Raw genomic sequence first — 23,262 nt, 5'->3', positions numbered from 1 at the left:
CGGACGGAGGAACGGCGCGGTGCGGAGGGGCGGGTGGTCAGGCCGAAGGGGAGGCTCCGGCCGAGGGGGTGGCCTCGGGGGTGCCGCTGCCGGAGGGCGTCGGGGCCGGGGTCGGCTCCGGGTCCGGGGTCGGCTCCGGGGTCGCGGCTGCGGTGACCGTGAGGTCGACGAAGGTGGTGCCGCCGCCCGGTGCGGTCAGCTGGAGGTAGAAGGTGCCCGCCTTGTCGCCCGCGAGGAGGTCGCCGGACGCGAAGGTGAGCAGTCCGTTCGTACCGGTCTTGAGCGTGACCGTGCGGACCGGGGTGCCGTCCGCGCTCTTGAAGGTCGGGCCCTCGGTGCTCTCCTTGGAGTCCGTCTTCGAGGAGACGATCACCGCGGTGACGAGCACGCCGGGGGCGAGGGCGCCCTTGTCGGTGGCCTTCACCTGGAGCTGCTGGGCGAAGGGGCTTCCGGTCGTGGCCGACAGGGGGTCGCCGGCGACCCGGGTGAGGGTGTCCGCCTGGCGCTCCATGACGGTGGCGGCGAAGTCGGCCGGGGCGAGGGTCCGGCGCACGACGGTGGCCCGGACGGTGAACGAGCCCGTCTTCTCGCCGGCCCGGAGGGCGGGAGAGGTGGCGAGGCCGGTCGAGCCGGTGGTGACGGTGGCGGTGGTGCCGCCGGCGGCGAAGCGGGTGTCGGTGGTGCCGACGATCTCGAAGAGGATGCTCACGCCGGCGACCGGCTTGCCCGCGGCGTCGAGCGCCGCGACCCGGGGGGCTCCCGTGAAGGCGCTGCCGGTGGTCGTGGTCAGCTTCTCGTTGGCCACGATCGCGAGCCGGGAGACCTTGGCGGCCGCCGGGAGGGCGGGCGGCGTCACCGGCGGGGTGACCGGGGGCTTGGTCGGGACGGTCGGCGGCTTGACCGTCCCGGGGTGGGTCTCCGACGGCTTCGGTGTCGGGTCGCCCGGCTTCGGCGCCGGAACGGTGGGGACGGCCGGGGGCGGCGTGGTGGGGTGGGAGCCGGTGTTCCGGTTGCCGTTGTCGCTGCGGTGGACCGGCAGCACGCCCGTGCCGTCCGGGACCTGGTGGGTGCCGCGCTCGTAGAAGGCGACCCAGGACAGGACCGTGTTCAGGTACTCCTGCGAGTGGTTGTAGCTGAGGATCGCCTGGTCGAGGTCGGCCTTGAGCGCGAGGTTCCGGTCGTTGGCGCAGAGGTAGAGGCCGGCGGCCTGGGCCGCGTCGTAGATGTTGTTCGGGTCCTTCTTCCCGTCGCTGTTGGCGTCCTGGCCCCAGGTGGCCCAGGTGGACGGGATGAACTGCATCGGGCCGACGGCCCGGTCGTGGACCTTGTCGCCGTCGTAGGCGCCGCCGTCGGTGTCGGTGATCTTGGCGAAGCCGACGCCGTTGAGGGCGGGGCCGATGATCGGCGGCGAGGCCGTGCCGTTGGCGTCGACCGCGCCGCCGCCCGCCTGCCCGGACTCGACCTTGCCGATGCCGGCGAGGAGCTGCCACGGCAGGTTGCAGCCGGGGTCGGTGGAACGTATGGACAGCTCGGCCCGCTTGTAGGCGGAGTAGACGGACGCGGGTATACCGGCCTCGGCGGGGCCGGCGATCACCGGCAGATTGGCGGTCGCCCCGGGCTTGTTGGGCGAGTTCAGCGCCGGCAGTTCCGTGTAGTACGGGGAATTGCCCGTCGCGGAACCGTCTCCGGACGCCGGCGTCGTGTCGCCGGCGCCGACGGCGTGGTCGCCGCCGGCGTTGTCCACGGGCGGCTGCACCATCTCCGGCGCCTGCGAGGCGGCGAGCGCGGCGACCGCCGCGGCCATCACCACACTGGTGGTGGCTCCCCTGCGCAGCCGGTGGCCCATGTGCGCTGCCATGTCCGTCGTCCCCTCCCCGTCGACGCCGTCCCACGCTCCCCGCGCGAAACCTCTGGCGACCCTATGCCAACTCCGGACCACCGGGTACCGGGCCCTGACCGTGTTTCACGGTTTCGTCACCTCTTGGCCGCCTGCCGACCAGGTGAGTCCGGGAACCGACCGGAGCGCCCGAGCCTCTTGCACTCCGGCCGGTCACGCGCTCCGGCCGTCGTCGCCACTCGCACCCCTGGGGGAACTCCCGTTGCCGTTCACGCTGAGCCACGCCGCCGCGGTGCTGCCCGCGCTGCGGCGGAACGGGACCGCGCGCGGACCGCTGGTCGCGTCCGCGCTCGTCGCCGGGTCCTTCTCGCCCGACATGACCTACTTCGCCGCGACCGCGTTCCCCGGGGCGATGGTCTTCGGGGACGTCACCCACTCCGCCCTCGGGATCGTCACGGCGGACGTGCTGATCACCGCCGCGCTCGTGGCCCTGTGGCTGACCGTGCGCGAGCCGCTCGTCGTGCTGCTGCCCGCCCGGTGGCGCGGCCGGGTGTACGGGCTCGTCCGCGGCCGCCCCTGGCGGGAGCGGCACCCGGCCGCGCTCGCCGGATGGTTCTTCCTCTCGGCGGTGCTCGGCGCCACGACCCACGTGGTGTGGGACTCCTTCACCCACCACGACCGCTGGGGCACCCTCGCGGTCCCCTTCCTCGGTGAGATCGTGGCCGGGCTCTCCGGCTATCTCTACGCGCAGTACGGGAGTTCGGCGCTGGCCCTCGGGCTGCTCGGCTGGTGCGCGGCACGGTCGCTGCGCGGCTCCGTCCCCGGGGCGGAGCCGCCGGCCCCCGCCCGGGTCCCGGGCCGGCGCGGGCGGCTCCTCGCCGCCGGGCTGATCGGCGGCTGCGTCCTCGCCGGTGCCGCCCACCGGGTGCTGCGCTGGGCGGCGTACTGGGGCTGGGGCCGGATCGAGACGCCCCTCGACGTCATTCCGACGGCCTGCTTCGGCGCCGGCGCGGGGCTCGCCGTCGGGCTCGTGCTGTACGGGACGGGGGCGCGGCTCCTCTGGTCACGGCGGGCCCTGACGACCCCGGCGAGGCCGGTCCCCCGGGACCTCCCTGATCCGGCGCCCCGGCCGGAACGCTCCCGTCAGGGATCTCGCTGATCCGCTCCGGCGGGGTGAACTCGCGCGCCGCCGAGCTGCCGGAGAGTCTGCGGTGCACGGCGAGGGCGACGCTCTCCAGGGTGCGGACGCCGTAGCGCATGGTGGGGTTGTCGTGGCTCAGGAGGACGATTCGGTAGTCGATGGGAGGAGGTCCTGCGGGGGTGGTGTTCGTGCCCGTGTCCGTGTCGGGGTTGGTGCTCCTTTCGGGGGTCGTGCCCGTGTCCGGCGTCGTCGCCGGGCGCACGATGCCGATGCTGTGGACGCGCCAGGCGTGGGTCGCCCGGGGCAGCCAGCCGTTCTTGAGGTGGACCTTGACCGTGCGGGGTGCTCCTGCCGTGACGCCCCAGGCCTGGGCACGGACGACCTGCCCCATCAGGGACAGGGCCTCGGTGCGGCGCGACACCGCGGCGAGGAGGGCGAGTTGGTCGCGTGCGGTGGTACGGGTGAGGCCCCAGTAGCTGCCGTGCCCGAGGACGGTGTCCTTGGCCCCCGCCTCCCTCAGGACCCTGTTCAGCCGGGCCTTGGACAGTCCCTCCCACAGCTCGGTGGCGGCCTTGTTGTCGGAGCGGGTGATCATCGCCTTCAGTCGCCGTGCCTCCAGTGAGGTGGGCGCGCGACCCAGTTCCTCCGCCCGTCCGAGGACGGCCTGCATGATCAGCACCTTGGCGATGCTGGCGGAGTCGTACGCGAGGGTGTCGGTGAGCCGGCACCGCAGGCCCCGCCCGGGGTCGTGCACCGCGAGGGAGACGGTGCTCTCGCGGCCCTTGAGCGCCGTCGCGATGTCCTGGGACAGCTGGGTGGCCAGGGCCGGCTCGCGGGGCGAGGTGCAGAGTGCGGGGGTGGGGTGTGCGTCGGCGGGGTGCGCGTCGGCGGAGTCGGGCCAGGCGGTGACCGACGCGCCGAGTAGGGCGCCGAGGAGGGCCCAGGCGCGGAGGTGGGGGCGGCGGATCATGCCCTCAGTTTCCGGAGCGGGGGTGGTGGGGCGCCCCCTTACTGGTCCACCTGGCGCACACCGTGCCCGTGCGGGGCGCGCCCCGCTGCCCGTGTGGGGCCGCGCCCTCGATGGACGGTGCGCTTCACCCGGGGCTTCGCCCCCGCCCCGTGTGGGGCCCCGCACCCGCTGCCCGTGTGGGCCGCGCGCCCGGCGGGGCGGTGCCCCCTCCCACCCGCCGTGTGGGCAATCGTCCCGCTGGGGCGGGACGGGTGGGCACACGGGACGGCGCCCTATAGCGGCGCCTCCGCGTTCCGCGCCTGAACCCCCACCCGGTGCACAGCGCCCATGGGGTGCGGGTCCAGGCTCGGAAGCCTCTGGCGCCGGCAAGGGCGCCGTTCCGTTGTGCCCACCCGTTCCGCCCTGCGGAACGATTGCCCACAACGGGGGCGGGCGCGCGCCCGCAACGAGGGGTCAGTGGGCGGCTGAGTCCCAGTTGGGGCCGAGGCCGACGGAGACGTCGAGGGGGGCGCGGAGGTCGGCGGCGGCGGACATGTGGGTGCGGACGAGGGCTTCGACCTGCTCGCGCTCGCCGGGGGCGAGTTCGAGGACGATTTCGTCGTGGACCTGGAGGAGCATCCGGGAGGCGAGGCCCGCCTCGGTCAGCGCGCGGTCGACGTTCAGCATGGCGACCTTGACGATGTCGGCGGCCGTGCCCTGGATGGGGGCGTTGAGCGCCATGCGTTCGGCGGCCTCGCGGCGCTGGCGGTTGTCGCTGTTGAGGTCGGGGAGGTAGCGGCGGCGGCCCAGCATCGTCTCGGTGTACCCGGTGGCGCGGGCCTCGTCGACGACGCGCCGCAGGTAGTCCCGTACCCCGCCGAAGCGCTCGAAGTAGGTGTCCATCAGGCCGCGGGCCTCGCCCGGGTCGATGTTGAGCTGCTGCGCGAGGCCGAAGGCCGAGAGGCCGTAGGCCAGGCCGTACGACATGGCCTTGATCTTGCGGCGCATCTCCGCGTCGACGGCGGACCGCTCGACGCCGAAGACCTGGGAGGCGACGGTGGTGTGCAGGTCCTCGCCGGAGGTGAAGGCCTCGATGAGGCCCTCGTCCTCGGAGAGGTGGGCCATGACGCGCAGCTCGATCTGGCTGTAGTCGGCGGTCATGAGGGCCTCGAAGCCCTCGCCGACGACGAAGCCGTGCCGGATGGCGCGGCCCTCGTCCGTCCGCACCGGCACGTTCTGCAGGTTGGGGTCGGTGGAGGAGAGGCGGCCGGTCGCGGCGACCGTCTGGCTGAAGGTGGTGTGGATGCGGCCGTCCGCGGCGACGGTCTTGATGAGGCCCTCGACCGTGGAGCGCAGGCGGGCCTGCTCGCGGTGGCGGAGCATGATCACGGGCAGTTCGTGCTCGGTCTGGCCGGCCAGCCAGGCGAGCGCGTCGGCGTCCGTCGTGTATCCGGTCTTGGTCTTCTTGGTCTTCGGCAGGTTCAGCTCACCGAAGAAGACCTCCTGGAGCTGCTTGGGCGAGCCGAGGTTGAACTCGTGGCCGACGGAGGCGTGGGCCTCCTTCACGGCCTGCTGCACGGCACCGGCGAACTGCTGCTCCATGGCCTCCAGGTGGTCGCGGTCGGCGGCGATGCCGTGCCGCTCCAGGCGGGCGAGGAGGGCGGAGGTGGGGAGCTCGACCTCGTGGAGGAGCTCGCGGGCGCCGACCTCGCCGAGCCGCTCCTCGAAGGCCACGCCGAGGTCGAGGACGGCCCGCGCCTGGCTCATGAGGGCCTCGGCCTCGGCGGTGTCGTCGGCGCCGAAGGCGAGCTGGCCGTCGGCGGCGGCCGCCGGGGCGAGCTCGCGGCCGAGGTATTCGAGGGTGAGGGCGTCGAGGGCGAAGGAGCGCCGGCCCGGCTTGACCAGGTAGGCGGCGAGGGCGGTGTCCATGGTGACGCCCGCGACGGACCAGCCGTGCTCGGGGAAGACCCGCATGGCGCCCTTGGCGTTGTGCATGGTCTTCGGCCGGTCGGGGTCGGAGATCCACGCGGCCCAGGCCTGCTCGTCGGCCTCGTCGAGGGTGCTGGGGTCGAACCAGGCGGCGGCTCCGTCGGCGGCGGCGAGGGCTACCTCGGCGACGTTCCCGGTGCCGAGGGCCCAGCTGTCGACGGTGGCGATGCCGAGGGGCTCGGTGCCGTGCTCGGCGAGCCAGGGGGCGAGCTCGCCGGTGCCGAGGACGGTGAAGTCGAGCTCGACGCCCGCGGCGGGGGCGGGCGCGGCCTCCTCGGCGGAGCCGGGGTCGACGGCGAGGAGCCGCTCGCGGAGCGAGGGGTTGCGGATCTCCAGGGTGTCGAGGACGAGGGCGACGGCCGCACGGTCGTACGGCTCGCGGGCGAGGTCCGTCACGGTCTTCGGCAGCTCGACGTCCCGGACCATCTCGGTCAGGCGGCGGTTGAGCTTGACCGCCTCCAGGTGGTCGCGGAAGTTCTGGCCGGCCTTGCCCTTGACCTCCTCGGCGCGCTCGACGAGCTCGGCGAAGGAGCCGAACTGGTTGATCCACTTGGCGGCGGTCTTCTCGCCGACGCCGGGGATGCCCGGCAGGTTGTCGGACGGGTCGCCGCGCAGGGCCGCGAAGTCGGGGTACTGCGAGGGGCTCAGGCCGTACTTCTCCTGGACCTTCTCCGGGGTGAAGCGGGTGAGCTCGGAGACGCCCTTGGTGGGGTAGAGCACGGTGGTGTGGTCGGTGACGAGCTGGAAGGAGTCCCGGTCGCCGGTGACGATGAGGACCTCGAAGCCCTCGGCCTCGGCCTGGGTGGCGAGGGTGGCGATGACGTCGTCGGCCTCGAAGCCGTCGACGGCGAAGCGCGGCGCGTGCATCGCGTCGAGGAGCTCGCCGATCAGCTCGACCTGCCCCTTGAACTCGTCGGGGGTCTTCGAGCGGTTCGCCTTGTACTCCGGGAACTCCTCGGACCGCCAGGTCTTGCGGGACACGTCGAAGGCGACCGCGAAGTGGGTGGGGGCCTCGTCGCGCAGCGTGTTCGCCAGCATCGAGGCGAATCCGTAGATCGCGTTCGTCGGCTGTCCGGTCGCGGTGGTGAAGTTCTCCACGGGGAGCGCGAAGAACGCCCGGTACGCGAGCGAGTGCCCGTCCATGAGGAGCAGGCGGGGGCGGGTGTCTGCGGGGTTCTTCGATGCTGTCTCGGCCACAGGACGATCCTGCCACGGTCCACTGACAATCCCGTCCACACCGGCCGGGCGCTCCCGTCGACAGCGGCCGGGTGCCGGGTTGTCGGTGCCGCGTGACAGGATCGGAGACGTACGCCACAGGTCTACCGCTCAAGGGAGAGCGCGATGGTCAGCAAGCCGCCGGCCGGTGACCCGGTCCAGGACGCACCGCAGGTCACGCCGCCGCAGCATGCCGCAGCCGGCCTGCCCGCCATCGGGCACACCCTGCGGATCGCGCAGGAGCAGATGGGGCTCGCGCGCACCGCGCGGACCCTGCTCAAGGTCAATCAGAAGGACGGCTTCGACTGTCCCGGCTGCGCCTGGCCGGAGGGTGACAAGCGGCATGTGGCGGAGTTCTGCGAGAACGGCGCGAAGGCGGTCGCCGAGGAGGCGACGCTGCGCCGGGTGACGCCGGAGTTCTTCGCCGCGCACCCGGTGGCGGACCTGGCGACCCGCAGCGGGTACTGGCTGGGCCAGCAGGGCCGGATCACGCAGCCGATGCTGCTGCCGGAGGGCGGCGAGCGGTACGAGCCGGTGAGCTGGGAGCGGGCCTTCGGGATCATCGCGGAGGAGCTGCGGGCCCTGGCCTCCCCCGACGAGGCGCTCTTCTACACCTCGGGGCGGACGAGCAACGAGGCGGCGTTCCTGCTCCAGCTCTTCGCCCGCGAGTTCGGCACGAACAACCTGCCGGACTGCTCCAACATGTGCCACGAGTCCTCGGGCTCGGCGCTGACGGAGACGATCGGCATCGGCAAGGGCAGCGTCTCCCTGGAGGACCTGCACCGGGCGGACCTGATCATCGTGGCCGGGCAGAACCCGGGCACGAACCATCCGCGCATGTTGTCGGCCCTGGAGAAGGCGAAGGCGGCCGGCGCGCGGATCATCTCGGTGAACCCGCTGCCGGAGGCGGGTCTGGAGCGCTTCAAGAACCCGCAGACCCCGCAGGGGATGCTCAAGGGCGCGGCGCTCACGGACCTCTTCCTCCAGATCCGGATCGGCGGCGACCAGGCCCTCTTCCGGCTGCTGAACAAGCTGGTCCTGGAGACGGCCGGGGCGGTCGACGAGGAGTTCGTACGCGAGCACACCCACGGGTACGAGGAGTTCGCGGCGGCGGCGAAGGCGGCCGACTGGGACGAGACGCTCGCCGCGACCGGTCTCGACCGGTCCGAGATCGAGCGGGCCCTGGAGATGGTGCTCGCCTCGGAGCGGACGATCGTCTGCTGGGCGATGGGCCTCACCCAGCACAAGCACTCCGTGCCGACCATCCGCGAGGTGGTCAACTTCCTGCTCCTTCGCGGGAACATCGGCCGTCCGGGCGCGGGCGTGTGCCCGGTGCGCGGCCATTCGAACGTGCAGGGCGACCGCACGATGGGCATCTTCGAGCGCCCCGCGCCGGCCTTCCTCGACGCCCTGGACAAGGAGTTCGGGATCGTCTCGCCGCGCCACCACGGCTTCGACGTGGTGCGCTCGATCCAGGCGCTGCGCGACGGCGAGGCGAAGGTGTTCTTCGCGATGGGCGGCAACTTCGTGGGGGCGACGCCCGACACGGAGGTGACGGAGGCGGCGATGCGGAACGCGCGCCTGACCGTGCACGTGTCGACGAAGCTGAACCGCTCGCACGCGGTGACGGGCACGCGCGCGCTGATCCTGCCGACGCTGGGCCGCACCGACAAGGACGTGCAGAAGAGCGGCAAGCAGTTCGTGACGGTCGAGGACTCGATGAGCCTGGTGCATGCCTCCCGGGGCAACCTGCCGCCGGCGAGCCCGCACCTGCTGTCCGAGCCGGCGATCGTGGCGCGGATGGCCCGTGCCGTCCTCGGCGACGGATCGGCCACGCCCTGGGAGGAGTTCGAGGCGGACTACGCCCGGATCCGGGACCGCATCGCGCGCGTGGTGCCCGGTTTCCAGGACTTCAACGCCCGTCTCGCGGCGAGCCCGGGCGGCTTCGCGCTGCCGCACGGCCCGCGTGACGAGCGGCGCTTCCCCACGAAGACCGGCAAGGCGAACTTCACGGCCGCCCCCGTCGAGTACCCGAGGGTGCCGGAGGGCCGGCTGCTGCTGCAGACGCTGCGCTCGCACGACCAGTACAACACCACGATCTACGGTCTCGACGACCGCTACCGGGGGATCAGGGGCGGCCGTCGGGTGGTGCTCGTGCACCCGGAGGACGCGGCGGCGTTCGGCCTCGCGGACGGGGCGTACGCGGATCTGGTGAGCGAGTGGACGGACGGCACCGAGCGGCGGGCACCCGGCTTCCGGGTGGTGCACTACCCGACGTCCCGGGGGTGCGCGGCGGCCTACTACCCGGAGACGAACGTGCTGGTGCCGCTGGAGTCGACGGCGGACATCAGCAACACCCCCGCCAGCAAGTCCGTGATCGTGCGTCTGGAACAATCACAGTCCGCCTAAGCGTTTGCTCAGGCGACCACGATGCGACAAGCAGCCGTACGAAGACGAACGGAGCCGGGCCCATGGGTGAGCAGCAGCACGTGAAGTTCCCGCAGGAGGTCATCGACGAGTACGCGGCGCTCGGCGTCGACCTCCCGGCGCTCTTCTCGGCCGGGCACCTCGGGAACCGGATGGGCGTGCAGATCGTGGAGGCCTCGGCCGAGCGGGTCGTCGGCACGATGCCGGTGGAGGGCAACACCCAGCCGTACGGGCTGCTGCACGGTGGCGCCTCGGCGGTGCTCGCCGAGACGCTGGGCTCCGTCGGCTCGATGCTGCACGGCGGGGTCTCGAAGATCGCCGTCGGCGTCGACCTCAACTGCACCCACCACCGCGGGGTGCGCAGCGGTCTGGTGACCGGCGTGGCGACCCCGGTGCACCGCGGGCGGACCACCGCCACGTACGAGATCGTGATCAGCGACGAGCAGGGCAAGCGGGTGTGCTCGGCGCGGCTGACCTGCCTGCTGCGGGAGGTCACCGCCAAGGACGCGGGCAACCTGCCGGAGGCGGGCCCCACGGAGGCCTGAGCGAAGCCGCCCACGCGGTGCGGGCGGCACGGAGACCCGAGCCGGACCCCGCCCACGCGGCGCGGAGCTCACGGCGCGGGCCGCGCGGACGCCGACCGGAGCCGCCCACGCGGAGGCCCTGGCGCGGACCAGCCTGCACGGCGGCCCCGGCGGAGCAGCCGCACCGAGACCCCCGCCGACGGTGGCCGGTCCGCACCGGCCTTGCCGGTGCGGCCGGTGTCCGGGTCGGCGCCGACGGCCTGGCCCGCGCGGCCGCCTCCTGGCGAGTCGCATCGGCCGAGTCGGCACCGACGGCGCGGCGCAGGACGGACGGCCGTCCCGCGTCGCGCCGTTCGCGCGTCAACTCCCTTGTCTCCAGAACCTCTTGCCCCGCGCGGCCGCAGCCGCTTCACTGGCGGATCTCCCCGCAGGAGAACACCCGATCCACTCACACACCGAGGGGTTCTTCGTGACCGCCAGTCGCACCACCTATGCGATGACCATCGTCACCGCCGCCGCCTGCGCCGCCGTGCTCGCCACCGCGATCCCGTCGTCCGCGATCAACTCGTACAACGCGACCCCGGCCCCCGAGCGCACCGAGGTCGGTGCGCTCGTCGCGACCTGGGACAACGACGACGACCCGGCGACGCCCGACCGCGTCGACTGGGTCTGCTCCGGCACCATGATCGACGCGGACACCTTCCTGACGGCCGCGCACTGCACCACCGACTGGCCGGCGAACGTCCGCTTCTACGTCTCGCTCGACCAGGACGTCCAGGCCGGTCTGGACCGGGCCGCCGCCGAGCACCCGGGCGACCCCGCGGCCGTCGCACGGAGCGTGGCCGTCGAGGGCACCGCGATCAGCCACCCCGCCTACCCCGGCCCGGCCTCCGACAGCCATGACATCTCGGTCGTCGAGCTGTCGGCGAAGGCCGTGAAGGCCCGCTGGTCCTTCACCCCGGCGACACTCCCGAAGGCGGGCTCCCTGGCCGCCCTCGGTCCGCAGGGCCTGAACTCCACCTCGTTCCTCGTCGCCGGTTACGGCACCCAGGAGGCGGAGCGGGGGCCGGGCGGTCAGACGCACCCGGGCGGCGGCGTCCGCATGAAGGCGCCGGTCTCGTTCAACGCGCTCAACGACGCCTGGGTCCGGCTCGCCATGACCGCGCCCCAGGGCAACGGCGGTGCCTGCTACGGCGATTCGGGCGGCCCCAACTTCGCCACGCTGGACGGGAAGCCGACCCTGGTCGCCACCACGATCACGGGCGACACCCCCTGCTACGCCACGAACGTCTCGTACCGCCTGGACACCGCCGGTGCCCGTGGCTTCCTGAAGCCGTACGTCCAACTCCCGTGATGTCCAGGCGTTTTCGCCCGGTCGGGGCCGTGCTCGCCGCGGCCCTGACCGGGTGCGTCCTGAGTCTCGCCACGGGCTGCGACCGAGCCCCCGCACCGGCGCCCGCGCCCCGCGCCAGTACCCCCGCGGACGTCTGCACCAGTCTGGTGTCGTACTGGGTGAAGGAGGCCCTCAAGGGCAGCCGGTGGGCCGGGCTCGACTGGGAGCAGAAGGGCCTCTCCAACGAGCAGTACGAGATCCACGACGAGGTGCTCTCGGCGGCGCGGACGGAGGAGCGGCGCGCGGGCCGCGAGGCGGCACTCGCACTCGCCGACCGGGAGTCGCGGCGGCGCTGCGAGGCGGCGAAGGGGGCGACCGGAAGCTCGGAGAACTGGCGTCCGCCCGACGAGCAGAGCGCTTACCCCTCGCCCTCGAAGGGCCGATCTCGGCCATGACCGCTGTAACGCTACGTGACATTCGCGCCATCCGGCGGCCGGAAGACGAGCTCGGTCCGCGACCGGCTCCTCGTCCGCTGGCGCTTGCAGCACTGTCCGATATCCGGACGCCCTCACACGAGGGGCGTCAGGAGCGTGATCCACTCAAGCCCCTTAGCGGAACTGCGTGTTCTCACGATGTGAACACCGCACTACCGACCGCTGTGCCCGGGTTTGCCCACCCGTCGCACACGGCATCTGCCCGTCGGCATAACAAGACAGTCACATCCTGACCTGGGCGCTCCCCGCCGTTCCCCACCTGCGCCTAGAGTCACGGCCAGTCACCGCGCCGCCGGGCGCTTCCACTGCACGGCCCAGCTCGACCCAGTACGGCCCGGCATCGAAAACGGCACCTCTAGCTTCACAGCTTTACGGCACCGCCTCAGCTTGAGGGGGCCGCGCCAGGGAAAGGATTCTTCGTGCGACACCGTCCTATGCTCATCCTCACCACCGTGCTCACCACGGGAGCGCTCACTCTCACCGCCTGCGGTTCGCGTGACGACAAGGGTGGCAGCGACAACAACGCGGACGGCGGCAACGTCACCGTCGTCATCGGCGTCGACGCTCCGCTGACCGGCTCCCTCTCGGCGCTCGGCCAGGGCATCAAGAACTCCGTGGACCTGGCGGTCCAGACCGCCAACAAGACCAAGGAAGTCCCCGGCGTCACCTTCAAGATCGAGGGTCTCGACGACCAGGCCGTCCCGGCCTCCGGCCAGGCCAACGCCACCAAGCTCGTCGGCAACAAGGACGTCCTCGGCGTCGTCGGCCCGCTGAACTCCGGCGTCTCCCAGCAGATGCAGGGCGTCTTCGCCGCCGCCAACCTGGCGCAGGTCTCCCCGGCCAACACCAACCCGGCGCTCAGCCAGGGCGACAACTGGGGCAAGGGCGAGTTCAAGCGTCCCTTCAAGACCTACTTCCGTACCGCCGCCACCGACGTGGTCCAGGGCAAGTTCGCCGCCCAGTACCTCTTCAAGGACGCCGGCAAGAAGAAGGTCTTCGTCGTCGACGACAAGCAGACCTACGGCGCCGGCCTCGCGACGATCTTCTCCGACGAGTTCAAGCGCCTCGGCGGCCAGGTCGTCGACACCGACCACGTCACCGTGAAGGAGACCGACTTCTCCTCCACCGCCGACAAGGTCAAGGCCTCCGGCGCCGACTCCGTCTACTTCGGCGGCCAGTACCCCGAGGGCGGTCTGCTCTCCGACCAGATCAAGAAGACCGGCGCCAAGATCCCCGTCATGGGTGGCGACGGCATCTACGACCCGGCCTTCATCAGCGCCTCCGCCGAGGCCAACGACGGTGACCTGGCCACCTCGATCGGCTACCCGGTCGAGAAGCTCGACACCGCCAAGAAGTTCATCGCGGACTACAAGGCGGCCGGCTACAAGGACCCGTACGCGGCCTACGGCGGCTACTCCTACGACGCCGGCTGGGCGCTCATCCAGGCCGTCAAGGCCGTCGTCCAGGCCAACAACGGCAAGCTGCCGTCCGACGCCCGCGCCAAGGTCACCGAGGCCCTGGGCAAGGTCTCCTTCGACGGCGTGACCGGCAAGGTCTCCTTCGACGAGTACGGCGACACCACCAACAAGCAGCTCACGGTCTACAAGGTCGAGGGCGGCAAGTGGGTCGACGTCAAGAGCGACACCTTCAACCAGTAGTCCCCGGCCCGGTGCCGCGCCGAGAGCCCCGGCACCGGGCACCCCGCACCACCTGAACCAAGCCGCGCGAGGGCGCAAACAGCGCCCTCGCGCGGAGTCATATCCGACAAGCTCATCGGAGGCCTGCGGTGCACGAACTGCCGCAACAGCTGGCCAACGGCCTGGCCCTCGGTGCCCTCTATGGCCTCATCGCCATCGGGTACACCATGGTCTACGGCATCGTCCAGCTCATCAACTTCGCCCACGGCGAGATCTTCATGATCGGGGGCTTCGGCGCCCTCACCACCTACACCGCTCTCCCGAGCGGAACGTCCCTGCTGGTGGCGATACCGCTCATGATCGTCGGTGGCGCGATAGCCTCCGTGGCCGTCGCCACCGCCGCCGAGCGGTTCGCCTACCGCCCGCTGCGCAGCGCGCCGCGACTGGCCCCGCTCATCACCGCGATCGGTCTGTCCATCGCCCTCCAGCAGCTGGTCTGGCAGTTCTACCCGGACGCCAAGAAGGCCGTGAGCTTCCCCGAGTTCAAGGGCGAGGCGTTCCAGATCACGGACAGCCTCTCGATCCAGCGCGCCGACGCCTTCATCCTCGTCCTCGCCCCCCTGTGCATGCTGGCCCTCGGCCTCTTCGTCTCCAAGAGCCGCAGCGGCCGCGCCATGCAGGCCACCGCGCAGGACCCGGACACCGCGAAGTTGATGGGCATCAACACGGACCGCATCATCGTCATGGCCTTCGCCATCGGTGCCGCGTTCGCCGCCGTCGCCGCCGTCGCGTACGGCCTCGACAAGGGCCAGATCAACTTCGAGATGGGCTTCATCCTCGGCCTCAAGGCCTTCACCGCGGCCGTCCTCGGCGGCATCGGCAACATCTACGGCGCCATGGTCGGTGGCGTGGTCCTCGGCCTCGCCGAGGCCCTCTCGATCGCCTACATCCAGGACATCCCCGGCATGCAGCAGCTCGGCGGCGGTGCCTGGTCCAACGTGTGGGCGTTCGTCCTCCTCATCCTCGTACTTCTCGTGCGGCCCCAGGGCCTGCTCGGCGAGCGCGTCGCGGACAGGGCGTGAGCACCATGACCGAGAACCAGAGCAAGACCTCCAGCGCGCCCAAGCCGGCCGCGCTCCTCTGGACCGTCGTCGGCGGCAGCATCGCCACCGTCGTCAGCGCCTTCCTCGCCTGGACGTGGACCCCCGCCTTCCCCGGCAACCTCACGATCTACGGCAACCCCGCCCCGCTCCAGCTCCTCACCCTGATCGGCGCCGTCCTCACCGCCGCTCACGCGCTCTCCGCGCTCGGCGTGAAGGGCCTCGGCTGGCTCACCCCCGCCGGCTCCCGCAAGGCCGTGTGGATCCTGGCCCTCGGCACCTTCGCCACCACCCTCTTCACCGCGATCTCGATCATCGTGGAGCTGGGTGCCCTGGTGGACCTCGAGCCCGGCGCCGGTGTCGCCGTCCTCGCCTCGGCCGTGCCCGCGGCCGCCGCGTACAAGCTGCCCGACGACAGCCGCAAGGCCGCCCCCGCCAAGCAGCTGCCCTCCTGGGCCGAGATCCTGATCGTCGTCGCGGTCTTCGCCCTCGGCCTGTACGTCATCACCTTCGGCATCGACACCGACGACTCCGAGCCGCAGCTCTTCGTCGCCTACCTGATCCTGGTCGGCTTCTCCGCCACCGCGCTGGTCAAGTCCGGGCTGACCCAGCGGCTCTCCGCGATCACCGCGCGCAACCGCCAGGTGACCATCACGGCCGCCATCGTCATGGCGATCGCCTTCCCGTTCATCCAGCAGAGCGGCGACACGTACACCCTGATCGCGGTCAACATCCTGATCTTCGCGACCGTCGCCCTCGGCCTGAACATCGTCGTCGGCCTCGCCGGTCTGCTCGACCTCGGTTACGTCGCGTTCCTCGGTGTCGGCGCGTACACGGCGGCCCTCGTCTCGGGTGCCACCTCCTCCGCCTTCCACGTGCAGTTCCCCTTCTGGGCGGCGGCGCTCACCGGCATGGCGGCCTCGCTGGTCTTCGGTGTCGTCATCGGCGCGCCGACCCTGCGGCTGCGCGGCGACTACCTCGCCATCGTGACCCTCGGCTTCGGTGAGATCTTCCGCATCGCCATGGGCAACCTCGACGGCACCTCCGGCCCGCAGATCACCAACGGCCCGAACGGCATCCCGAACATCCCGCAGCTGGAGTTCTTCGGGTACAACTTCGGCGAGCCGCACACCGTGCTCGGCATCGAGCTCGGCGCCTACGCCAACTACTACCTGCTCATGATCCTCATCATGGCGCTGGTCGTGGTCGTCTTCTCCCGCGCCGGCAACAGCCGCATCGGCCGCGCCTGGGTCGCCATCCGCGAGGACGAGACCGCCGCCACCGCGATGGGCATCAACGGCTTCCGGGTCAAGCTGGTCGCCTTCGCCCTCGGCGCGTCCCTCGCCGGCCTCGCCGGTACGGTGCAGGCGCACGTCAACACCACGGTCGTCCCCGAGAACTACGTGTTCGCCGGCCCCGTCCCGCCGAACTCCGCGTTCCTCCTCGCGGCCGTCATCCTCGGCGGCATGGGCACCATCACCGGTCCCATCGTCGGCTCCGCGCTGCTCTTCCTGATCCCGGCCAAGCTGTCCTTCCTCCAGGACTACCAGCTGCTCGGCTTCGGCATCGCCCTGATCCTGCTGATGCGCTTCCGCCCCGAGGGCCTCATCGCCAACAAGCGGGCGCGGCTTGAATTCCACGAGAACGACGAGCAGCCCGACGTACCGGAACAGCGGGTGTCCGCCGAGTCCGGCGTCGGTACGGCGAAGGCTGGGGCGTGAACGCCATGACGACCACCACCACGGAAACCACCACCGGCACCATCACCGCCGCCCCCGTCCTGGAGGCCAGCGGGGTCACGATGCGCTTCGGCGGCCTGACCGCCGTCCGCGGGGTCGACCTGACCGTCCGCGAGGGCGAGATCGTCGGCCTGATCGGCCCCAACGGCGCCGGCAAGACCACCTTCTTCAACTGTCTCACCGGCCTGTACGTCCCGACCGAGGGTCAGGTCAGCTACAAGGGAACGGTCCTGCCCCCGAAGCCGCACCTGGTGACCCAGGCCGGCATCGCCCGTACCTTCCAGAACATCCGCCTCTTCTCCAACATGACGGTCCTGGAGAACGTCCTCGTCGGACGCCACACCCGGACCAAGGAGGGCCTCTGGTCCGCGCTCCTGCGCGGCCCCGGCTTCAAGCGGGCGGAGGCCGCCTCCCGCGAACGGGCCATGGAACTCCTGGAGTTCGTGGGTCTCGCGCACAAGGCGGAGCACCTGGCGCGCAACCTGCCGTACGGCGAGCAGCGCAAGCTGGAGATCGCCCGCGCGCTCGCCAGCGACCCCGGTCTGCTGTTGCTCGACGAGCCGACCGCCGGCATGAACCAGGCCGAGACCCGGACCACCGAGGAGCTCGTCTTCGCGATCCGCGACCGCGGCATCGCGGTCCTGGTCATCGAGCACGACATGAAGTTCATCTTCAAGCTGTGCGACCGGGTCGCCGTCCTCGTCCAGGGCGAGAAGCTCGTCGAGGGCACGTCCGAGGTCGTCCAGGGCGACGAGCGCGTCGTCGCCGCGTACCTCGGCACGCCGTACGAGGAGGCGCCCGGCGCGGAGGAGGCGGCCGAGGTCGAGGCCGCCGAGCAGGCCGCGGACGCGGCTGCCGCCGAGGCCGAGGCCACGGAAGAGGCCGCCGACGAGACTTCCGGCGACGAGGCCCCCGAGGCCGAGGCAGCCGAAGCCGACGAGGCCCCCGGGGCCCCCGAGGCCCCCGAGGCCGACGACACCCCCGCCGACGAGGCTCCGGCCGCCGACGCGGACAGCACCACCGAAGGAGACTCCAAGTGACCGCACTTCTGGAGGTCGAGGACCTCAGGGTCGCCTACGGCAAGATCGAGGCCGTCAAGGGCATCTCCTTCTCCGTCGAGGCGGGCCAGGTCGTCGCCCTGATCGGCACCAACGGCGCCGGCAAGACCACGACCCTGCGGACCCTCTCCGGCCTGCTCAAGCCCACCGCCGGAAAGATCACCTTCGACGGACAGCCGCTCGCCAACATCCCGGCCCACAAGGTGGTGTCGCTGGGCCTCGCGCACTCCCCCGAGGGCCGGCACATCTTCCCGCGGCTCACCATCGAGGAGAACCTCCAGCTCGGCGCCTTCCTCCGCAAGGACAAGGACGGCATCGAGAAGGACATCCAGAAGGCCTACGACCTCTTCCCGATCCTGGGCGAGCGTCGCAAGCAGGCCGCGGGCACGCTGTCCGGCGGTGAGCAGCAGATGCTGGCGATGGGCCGTGCCCTGATGTCCCAGCCGAAGCTGCTGATGCTGGACGAGCCCTCGATGGGTCTCTCCCCGATCATGATGCAAAAGATCATGGAGACCATCGCGGCGCTCAAGGCCGAGGGCATGACGATCCTGCTCATCGAGCAGAACGCGCAGGCCGCGCTCTCCCTCGCGGACTACGGATACGTCCTGGAGGTCGGCACGATCAAGCTGTCCGGCACCGGCCAGGACCTGCTCGTGAACGACGACGTCCGCAAGACGTACCTCGGCGAGGAGTAGCACCTCCCCCCCCCAGAGCGAGAAGGCCCGCCCCACAGTGACGTGGGGCGGGCCTTCTCCTCTGTGCGTGTGACTACTGCTGCCCCTTGGCCGCCTTCTTCTCCTCGGCGTCCTCGATGACGGCCTCGGCGACCTGCTGCATCGACATGCGGCGGTCCATCGAGGTCTTCTGGATCCAGCGGAAGGCCGCCGGCTCCGTCAGCCCGTACTGGGTCTGCAGGATCGACTTGGCGCGGTCGACGAGCTTGCGGGTCTCCAGGCGCTGGGAGAGGTCGGCGACCTCCTTCTCCAGGGCGCGGAGCTCGGCGAAGCGGGAGACGGCCATCTCGATGGCCGGCACCACGTCGCTCTTGCTGAACGGCTTCACCAGGTACGCCATGGCGCCGGCGTCCCGGGCCCGCTCGACGAGCTCGCGCTGGGAGAAGGCGGTCAGCATGAGGACCGGGGCGATGGACTCGCCGGCGATCTTCTCGGCGGCCGAGATGCCGTCGAGGACGGGCATCTTCACATCGAGGATGACGAGGTCGGGGCGGTGCTCGCGGGCGAGCTCGACGGCCTTCTGGCCGTCCCCGGCCTCGCCGACGACCGTGTAGCCCTCTTCTTCCAGCATCTCTTTGAGGTCGAGGCGGATGAGGGCCTCGTCCTCGGCGATGACGACGCGGGTCGTCAGCGGCGGCACGTGCGACGACGCCTCGGCGTCGGCGGGCTGGGGCGACTCGGGGGCGGTCACGCGGGCTCCTCGTTCCATGGCCTCGTTCCGAGGCGGATACAGCTCCCCATGAGCCTACCTACCTCCTGTAAGGTAGGGGCACGGCGGGTGATCACCGACCTTCGTTTCGAAGGATGCCCCGGTAGCCCAGCGGAAGAGGCAGTGGTCTCAAACACCATACAGCGTGGGTTCGAATCCCACCCGGGGCACTTTACCTTCGATTCCAAGCTTTAAGACCGTGGCCCCTAGGCGAGTGGTTCGCCGATGTGATGGACGCGGACCAGGTTCGTCGAGCCCGCGACCCCCGGCGGGGAGCCCGCCGTGATGACCACGATGTCGCCCGGCCGGCAGCGGCCGATCCTGAGCAGCTCCTCGTCGACCTGGGCGACCATCGCGTCCGTGGAGTCGACGTGCGGGCCGAGGAAGGTCTCGACGCCCCAGGTCAGGTTGAGCTGGGAGCGGGTCGCCGGGTCCGGGGTGAAGGCGAGCAGCGGGATCGGGGAGCGGTAGCGGGAGAGCCGCCGGACCGTGTCGCCGGACTGGGTGAAGGCCACGAGGAACTTGGCGCCGAGGAAGTCGCCCATCTCGGCGGCCGCGCGGGCCACGGCACCGCCCTGCGTGCGGGGCTTGTTCCGCTCGGTCAGGGGCGGGAGGCCCTTGGCGAGGACGTCCTCCTCCGCGGCCTCGACGATCCGGCTCATGGTGCGGACCGTCTCGATCGGGTGGCGGCCGACGCTGGTCTCGCCGGAGAGCATCACGGCGTCGGTGCCGTCGATGACCGCGTTCGCCACGTCGCTCGCCTCGGCGCGCGTGGGGCGGGAGTTGTCGATCATCGAGTCGAGCATCTGGGTGGCGACGATGACCGGCTTGGCGTTGCGCTTGGCCAGCTTCACCGCGCGCTTCTGGACGATCGGCACCTGCTCCAGGGGCATCTCGACGCCCAGGTCGCCGCGGGCGACCATGATGCCGTCGAAGGCGGCGACGATCTCCTCGATGTTCTCGACGGCCTGCGGCTTCTCGATCTTGGCGATGACGGGGAGCCGGCGGCCCTCCTCGTCCATGATCCGGTGGACGTCCTCGATGTCCCGGGCGCTGCGGACGAAGGAGAGGGCGATGACGTCGGCGCCGATGCGCAGCGCCCAGCGCAGGTCCTCGATGTCCTTCTCGGAGAGGGCCGGGACGGAGACGGCGACACCGGGCAGGTTGAGGCCCTTGTGGTCGGAGACCATGCCGCCCTCGATCACGCGGGTGCGCACGCGCGGGCCGTCGACGGAGGCGACCTCCAGGGTGACGCGGCCGTCGTCGACGAGGACGCGCTCGCCCGGGGTCACGTCCCCGGCGAGGCCGGAGTAGGTCGTGCCGCAGCCGTGGCGGTCGCCCTCCACCGGCTCGACGGTGATGGTGAACTCGTCGCCGCGTTCAAGGAGTACGGGCCCCTCGCGGAAGCGGCCGAGGCGGATCTTCGGGCCTTGAAGGTCGACGAGGACGCCGACGCTGCGGCCGGTCTCGTCGGCGGCTTTGCGGACGCGCTGGTAGCGCTCCTCGTGCTCGACGTAGCCGCCGTGGCTGAGGTTGAGGCGGGCCACGTCCATTCCGGCTTCGACCAGCGCCTTGATCTGGTCGTATGTTTCGGTGGCGGGCCCAAGGGTACAAACGATTTTCGCTCGGCGCATGAGGCGAGCCTAGGCCTTACCCACCAGTAGAAAGCTGGCTCGGCATGACTGTCCAACGACCTTTACGTGAAAGGCTGTTGACAAGTCTTGAATCTGTGCGCCGGCTCGCTCCGATGAGCGATTTTCGCGCCCCTCGGGCGCCTGTCTCAGAGTGCGGGCGGCCGCATCGTGAACCGCGCCACAACCTCGGCCGTCACCGTCTGCCGCTGCGGTTCGAGGTCCAGCGGCGGGGCCTCGCCGGCCGCCTCCGCCGCGTAGGCCACCGTCCTCGCCCCGAAGCCGGGGCGCCTCGGCATCGGCGGCTCGGCGAGCCCCGCGTCCGACAGTTCGAGGAGTGAGACGAGCGAGGTGCCCAGCGCCTCCGCGTAGGCGCGCGCCCGCTGCACGGCCTCCTCGACCGCGAGCCGGCGCGCCTCCGCGTACGCCGGGGAGGCGGGCCGCAGTTCCCACCACGGGCCGTCGACGCTCGTCATCTCCAGGTCGGCGAGCCGGGTCACCAGCTCGCCGAGCGCGGTGAAGTCGGTCAGCTCGGCCGTCACCCGCACCCGTCCCGTATAGGCGTGCACCTTCTCCCCGCGCCCCTTCCGGGTCAGCTCCGGGGAGAGGGAGAGACTGCCCGTCTCCAGCTTCTCGACCGCGTCGCCGTGCGCCTTGACCAGTTCGAGCACCCGCGCGTTGCGGCGGGTGAGGTCCGCGAGCGTCTCCGCGCGGTCCGTGCCGCGCGCCGAGACGGTCACCCAGATCCGGGCGAGCTCCGGCTCGACCTCCAGGCGGCCTTCGCCACGGACCGTCACCTGGGGTGCCTCGGGGGTGGGCTGTGGGTGTGTCATACCGAACACTTTCCCACTCCGTAACCCGAAAGGTCTGTTGCGACAGTGCGTTCCAGGCCAGAATCTACGCGCGTTGTGCGCCATGGCAGGCGCCGAATCAATGGGGAGAACCACATGCCGCTGAACCGCCGTGCCTTCTTGGAGGCCTCCGCCGCCGTCGGAGCCGGAGCCGCCCTCACCGCCGGCGTCGCCGCCCCCGCCGAGGCCCACGAAGCCCGCCCCCGGCCGGCCAAGCGGTACTCGTTCACCGTGATGGGCACGACCGACCTGCACGGCAACGTCTTCAACTGGGACTACTTCACGGACAAGGAGTTCGACGACAAGGCCCACAACGACGTCGGCCTCGCCAAGATCTCCACCCTGGTCAACCAGGTCCGCGCCGAGAAGGGCGAGGAGAACACCCTCCTCATCGACGCCGGCGACACCATCCAGGGCACCCAGCTGTCCTACTACTACGCCAAGGTCGACCCGATCACCCAGACCGGCGGCCCGGTCCACCCCATGGCCCAGGCCATGAACGCCATCGGCTACGACGCCGCCGCGCTCGGCAACCACGAGTTCAACTACGGCATCCCGGTGCTCCGCAAGTTCGAGGAGCAGTGCGACTTCCCGCTGCTCGGCGCCAACGCGCTCGACGCCAAGACCCTGCGCCCGGCCTTCGCCCCGTACAGCCTCCACTGCCTGCGCACCCCGCACGGCCGGGACGTCAAGGTCGCGGTCCTGGGCCTGACCAACCCGGGCATCGCCATCTGGGACAAGGCCAACGTCACCGGCAAGATGGTCTTCCCCGGCCTGGAGGAGCAGGCCGCGAAGTGGGTGCCGAAGCTGCGCTCCATGGGCGCCGACGTCGTGATCGTCTCGGCGCACTCCGGTTCCTCCGGCACCTCCTCGTACGGCGACCAGCTCCCGTACATCGAGAACGCCGCCGGGCTCGTCGCCGAGCAGGTGCCGGGCATCGACGCGATCCTCGTCGGCCACGCGCACACCGAGATCCCCGAGTACCGGATCGCCAACAAGGAGACCGGCAAGGAGGTCGTGCTCTCCGAGCCGCTGAAGTGGGGCCAGCGCCTCACCCTCTTCTCCTTCGACCTGGTGTGGGAGAAGGGCCGCTGGGTGGTCGAGAAGTCCGGCGCCCAGGTCCTCAACTCCAACACGGTCGCCGAGGACCCGGAGATCACCGGGCTGCTCGCGGACGAGCACAAGAAGGTCGTCGCGTACGTCAACCAGGTCATCGGCACCTCCACGGCGGCCATGACCACGGCCGACGCGCCGTGGAAGGACGAGCCGATCATCGACCTGATCAACGTCGTCCAGGCCGAGACGGTGAAGGCGGCCCTCGCGGGCGGCGCGTACGCCGGTCTGCCGGTGCTCTCCCAGGCCTCCTGCTTCTCCCGCACGGCCCGGATCCCGGCCGGCCGGATCAGCATCAAGGACGCCGCCGGTCTTTACCCCTTCGAGAACACCCTGGAGGCCCGTCTGATGACGGGTGCCCAGCTGAAGGACTACCTGGAGTACTCGGCGAAGTACTACGTCCAGACGCCGGCGGGCGCGCCCGTCGACACCGCGAAGCTCACGAACGCGGACGCCACCCCGGACTACAACTACGACGCCGTGTCGGGTCTGACGTACGACATCGACATCGCCAAGCCGGTCGGGCAGCGGATCACCGGCCTGTCATTCCAGGGCAAGCCGCTCGACCCGGCCGCGCAGTTCGTCCTCGCGGTGAACAACTACCGGGCCAACGGCGGCGGCGCGTTCCCGCACGTGGCCAAGGCCCAGCAGCTGTGGGCGAACTCGGACGAGATCCGCAACACCATCATCCAGTGGGTGAAGGCCAAGGGGACGATCGACCCGGGCGTCTTCGCGTCGGTGGACTGGAAGCTGACCCGGGACGGCGTGCCGGTCTTCTAGC

Annotated in this window: 16 protein-coding genes, 1 tRNA gene and 1 pseudogene; 12 read left to right on the top strand and 6 right to left on the bottom strand. The window is 71.2% G+C overall.

Translation table 11 applies throughout. The annotated features are described in order from the left end of the window. Window positions 1–37 precede the first annotated feature (37 nt). Complete coding sequence (locus tag ACH4TP_RS27725; protein WP_398439418.1) at window positions 38–1,858, bottom strand: lytic transglycosylase domain-containing protein; 1,821 nt, start codon at window positions 1,856–1,858, stop codon at window positions 38–40. A 241-nt stretch (window positions 1,859–2,099) separates the two neighbouring features. Between ACH4TP_RS27725 and ACH4TP_RS27720 the strand changes: the two genes are divergently transcribed. Continuing rightward, complete coding sequence (locus tag ACH4TP_RS27720) at window positions 2,100–2,996, top strand: DUF4184 family protein (protein WP_398439417.1); 897 nt, start codon at window positions 2,100–2,102, stop codon at window positions 2,994–2,996. Window positions 2,997–3,243: 247 nt separating this feature from the next. Here ACH4TP_RS27720 and ACH4TP_RS27715 read toward each other — a convergent pair. Together ACH4TP_RS27715 and polA are read right to left on the bottom strand one after the other, a co-directional pair. Beyond that, a pseudogene (locus ACH4TP_RS27715) lies at window positions 3,244–3,573 on the bottom strand (serine hydrolase); the annotation flags it as partial. Window positions 3,574–4,401: 828 nt separating this feature from the next. Next, window positions 4,402–7,113: a DNA polymerase I gene (gene polA, locus ACH4TP_RS27710; RefSeq protein ID WP_389223765.1), complete on the bottom strand. Its 2,712-nt coding sequence runs from the start codon at window positions 7,111–7,113 to the stop codon at window positions 4,402–4,404. A gap of 144 nt (window positions 7,114–7,257) precedes the next feature. Here polA and ACH4TP_RS27705 point away from each other — a divergent pair, with 144 nt between their 5' ends. The 9 genes from ACH4TP_RS27705 to ACH4TP_RS27665 all read left to right on the top strand — a co-directional run bounded on the left by ACH4TP_RS27705 (window position 7,258) and on the right by ACH4TP_RS27665 (window position 18,138). Further along, a complete protein-coding gene (locus ACH4TP_RS27705; RefSeq protein ID WP_398439416.1) occupies window positions 7,258–9,540 on the top strand; it encodes an FdhF/YdeP family oxidoreductase in 2,283 nt (760 codons plus the stop codon). Between the two features lie 62 nt (window positions 9,541–9,602). Further along, window positions 9,603–10,103 (top strand): PaaI family thioesterase, encoded by a 501-nt coding sequence (locus ACH4TP_RS27700; protein WP_389223771.1) that lies wholly within the window; start codon window positions 9,603–9,605, stop codon window positions 10,101–10,103. 448 nt (window positions 10,104–10,551) lie between these two features. Continuing rightward, entirely contained in the window at window positions 10,552–11,436 is an 885-nt protein-coding gene (locus tag ACH4TP_RS27695) for a trypsin-like serine protease (RefSeq protein WP_398439415.1), read from the top strand. Then, window positions 11,436–11,870 (top strand): hypothetical protein, encoded by a 435-nt coding sequence (locus ACH4TP_RS27690; protein WP_398439414.1) that lies wholly within the window; start codon window positions 11,436–11,438, stop codon window positions 11,868–11,870. Before ACH4TP_RS27695 ends, ACH4TP_RS27690 begins: the two co-directional genes overlap by 1 nt. Before the next feature lie 458 nt (window positions 11,871–12,328). After that, window positions 12,329–13,567, top strand: coding sequence for a branched-chain amino acid ABC transporter substrate-binding protein (locus tag ACH4TP_RS27685; RefSeq protein WP_389223780.1), 1,239 nt, complete (start codon window positions 12,329–12,331; stop codon window positions 13,565–13,567). 128 nt (window positions 13,568–13,695) lie between these two features. After that, window positions 13,696–14,628 (top strand): branched-chain amino acid ABC transporter permease, encoded by a 933-nt coding sequence (locus ACH4TP_RS27680; protein ID WP_389223783.1) that lies wholly within the window; start codon window positions 13,696–13,698, stop codon window positions 14,626–14,628. A gap of 5 nt (window positions 14,629–14,633) precedes the next feature. Further along, window positions 14,634–16,367, top strand: coding sequence for a branched-chain amino acid ABC transporter permease (locus tag ACH4TP_RS27675; RefSeq protein ID WP_389224246.1), 1,734 nt, complete (start codon window positions 14,634–14,636; stop codon window positions 16,365–16,367). A gap of 5 nt (window positions 16,368–16,372) precedes the next feature. Further along, window positions 16,373–17,425 (top strand): ABC transporter ATP-binding protein, encoded by a 1,053-nt coding sequence (locus ACH4TP_RS27670; protein WP_398439491.1) that lies wholly within the window; start codon window positions 16,373–16,375, stop codon window positions 17,423–17,425. Then, entirely contained in the window at window positions 17,422–18,138 is a 717-nt protein-coding gene (locus ACH4TP_RS27665; RefSeq protein ID WP_389223786.1) for an ABC transporter ATP-binding protein, read from the top strand. Before ACH4TP_RS27670 ends, ACH4TP_RS27665 begins: the two co-directional genes overlap by 4 nt. Window positions 18,139–18,211: 73 nt before the next feature. On the opposite strand, the gene ACH4TP_RS27660 is transcribed toward ACH4TP_RS27665, so the two are convergent. Next, window positions 18,212–18,868 (bottom strand): ANTAR domain-containing response regulator, encoded by a 657-nt coding sequence (locus ACH4TP_RS27660; protein ID WP_389223789.1) that lies wholly within the window; start codon window positions 18,866–18,868, stop codon window positions 18,212–18,214. A 115-nt stretch (window positions 18,869–18,983) separates the two neighbouring features. Here ACH4TP_RS27660 and ACH4TP_RS27655 point away from each other — a divergent pair. Then, window positions 18,984–19,056 (top strand) — tRNA-Leu (locus tag ACH4TP_RS27655). Between the two features lie 36 nt (window positions 19,057–19,092). Here the strand turns inward: ACH4TP_RS27655 and pyk are convergent. Then, complete coding sequence (gene pyk, locus ACH4TP_RS27650) at window positions 19,093–20,520, bottom strand: pyruvate kinase (RefSeq protein ID WP_398177479.1); 1,428 nt, start codon at window positions 20,518–20,520, stop codon at window positions 19,093–19,095. A 146-nt stretch (window positions 20,521–20,666) separates the two neighbouring features. Beyond that, window positions 20,667–21,350, bottom strand: coding sequence for an SIMPL domain-containing protein (locus ACH4TP_RS27645; protein WP_389223795.1), 684 nt, complete (start codon window positions 21,348–21,350; stop codon window positions 20,667–20,669). A 114-nt stretch (window positions 21,351–21,464) separates the two neighbouring features. Here ACH4TP_RS27645 and ACH4TP_RS27640 point away from each other — a divergent pair, with 114 nt between their 5' ends. After that, window positions 21,465–23,261, top strand: coding sequence for a bifunctional metallophosphatase/5'-nucleotidase (locus ACH4TP_RS27640; RefSeq protein WP_389223798.1), 1,797 nt, complete (start codon window positions 21,465–21,467; stop codon window positions 23,259–23,261). The last annotated feature ends 1 nt before the right edge of the window (window position 23,262 follow it).

The organism is Streptomyces sp. NPDC021012, assembly GCF_044333355.1.
Lineage (GTDB): Bacteria > Actinomycetota > Actinomycetes > Streptomycetales > Streptomycetaceae > Streptomyces.
This window is presented reverse-complemented; position numbering and strand designations above follow the sequence as displayed.

Bases quoted from the DNA above. Each gene is read 5' to 3' on its own strand.
- ACH4TP_RS27725 (WP_398439418.1), bottom strand. From the start codon at position 1,858: ATGGCAGCGCACATGGGCCACCGGCTGCGCAGGGGAGCCACCACCAGT.
- ACH4TP_RS27705 (WP_398439416.1), top strand. From the start codon at position 7,258: ATGGTCAGCAAGCCGCCGGCCGGTGACCCGGTCCAGGACGCACCGCAG.
- ACH4TP_RS27700 (WP_389223771.1), top strand. From the start codon at position 9,603: ATGGGTGAGCAGCAGCACGTGAAGTTCCCGCAGGAGGTCATCGACGAG.
- ACH4TP_RS27690 (WP_398439414.1), top strand. From the start codon at position 11,436: ATGTCCAGGCGTTTTCGCCCGGTCGGGGCCGTGCTCGCCGCGGCCCTG.
- ACH4TP_RS27675 (WP_389224246.1), top strand. From the start codon at position 14,634: ATGACCGAGAACCAGAGCAAGACCTCCAGCGCGCCCAAGCCGGCCGCG.
- ACH4TP_RS27670 (WP_398439491.1), top strand. From the start codon at position 16,373: ATGACGACCACCACCACGGAAACCACCACCGGCACCATCACCGCCGCC.
- pyk (WP_398177479.1), bottom strand. From the start codon at position 20,520: ATGCGCCGAGCGAAAATCGTTTGTACCCTTGGGCCCGCCACCGAAACA.
- ACH4TP_RS27645 (WP_389223795.1), bottom strand. From the start codon at position 21,350: ATGACACACCCACAGCCCACCCCCGAGGCACCCCAGGTGACGGTCCGT.
- ACH4TP_RS27640 (WP_389223798.1), top strand. From the start codon at position 21,465: ATGCCGCTGAACCGCCGTGCCTTCTTGGAGGCCTCCGCCGCCGTCGGA.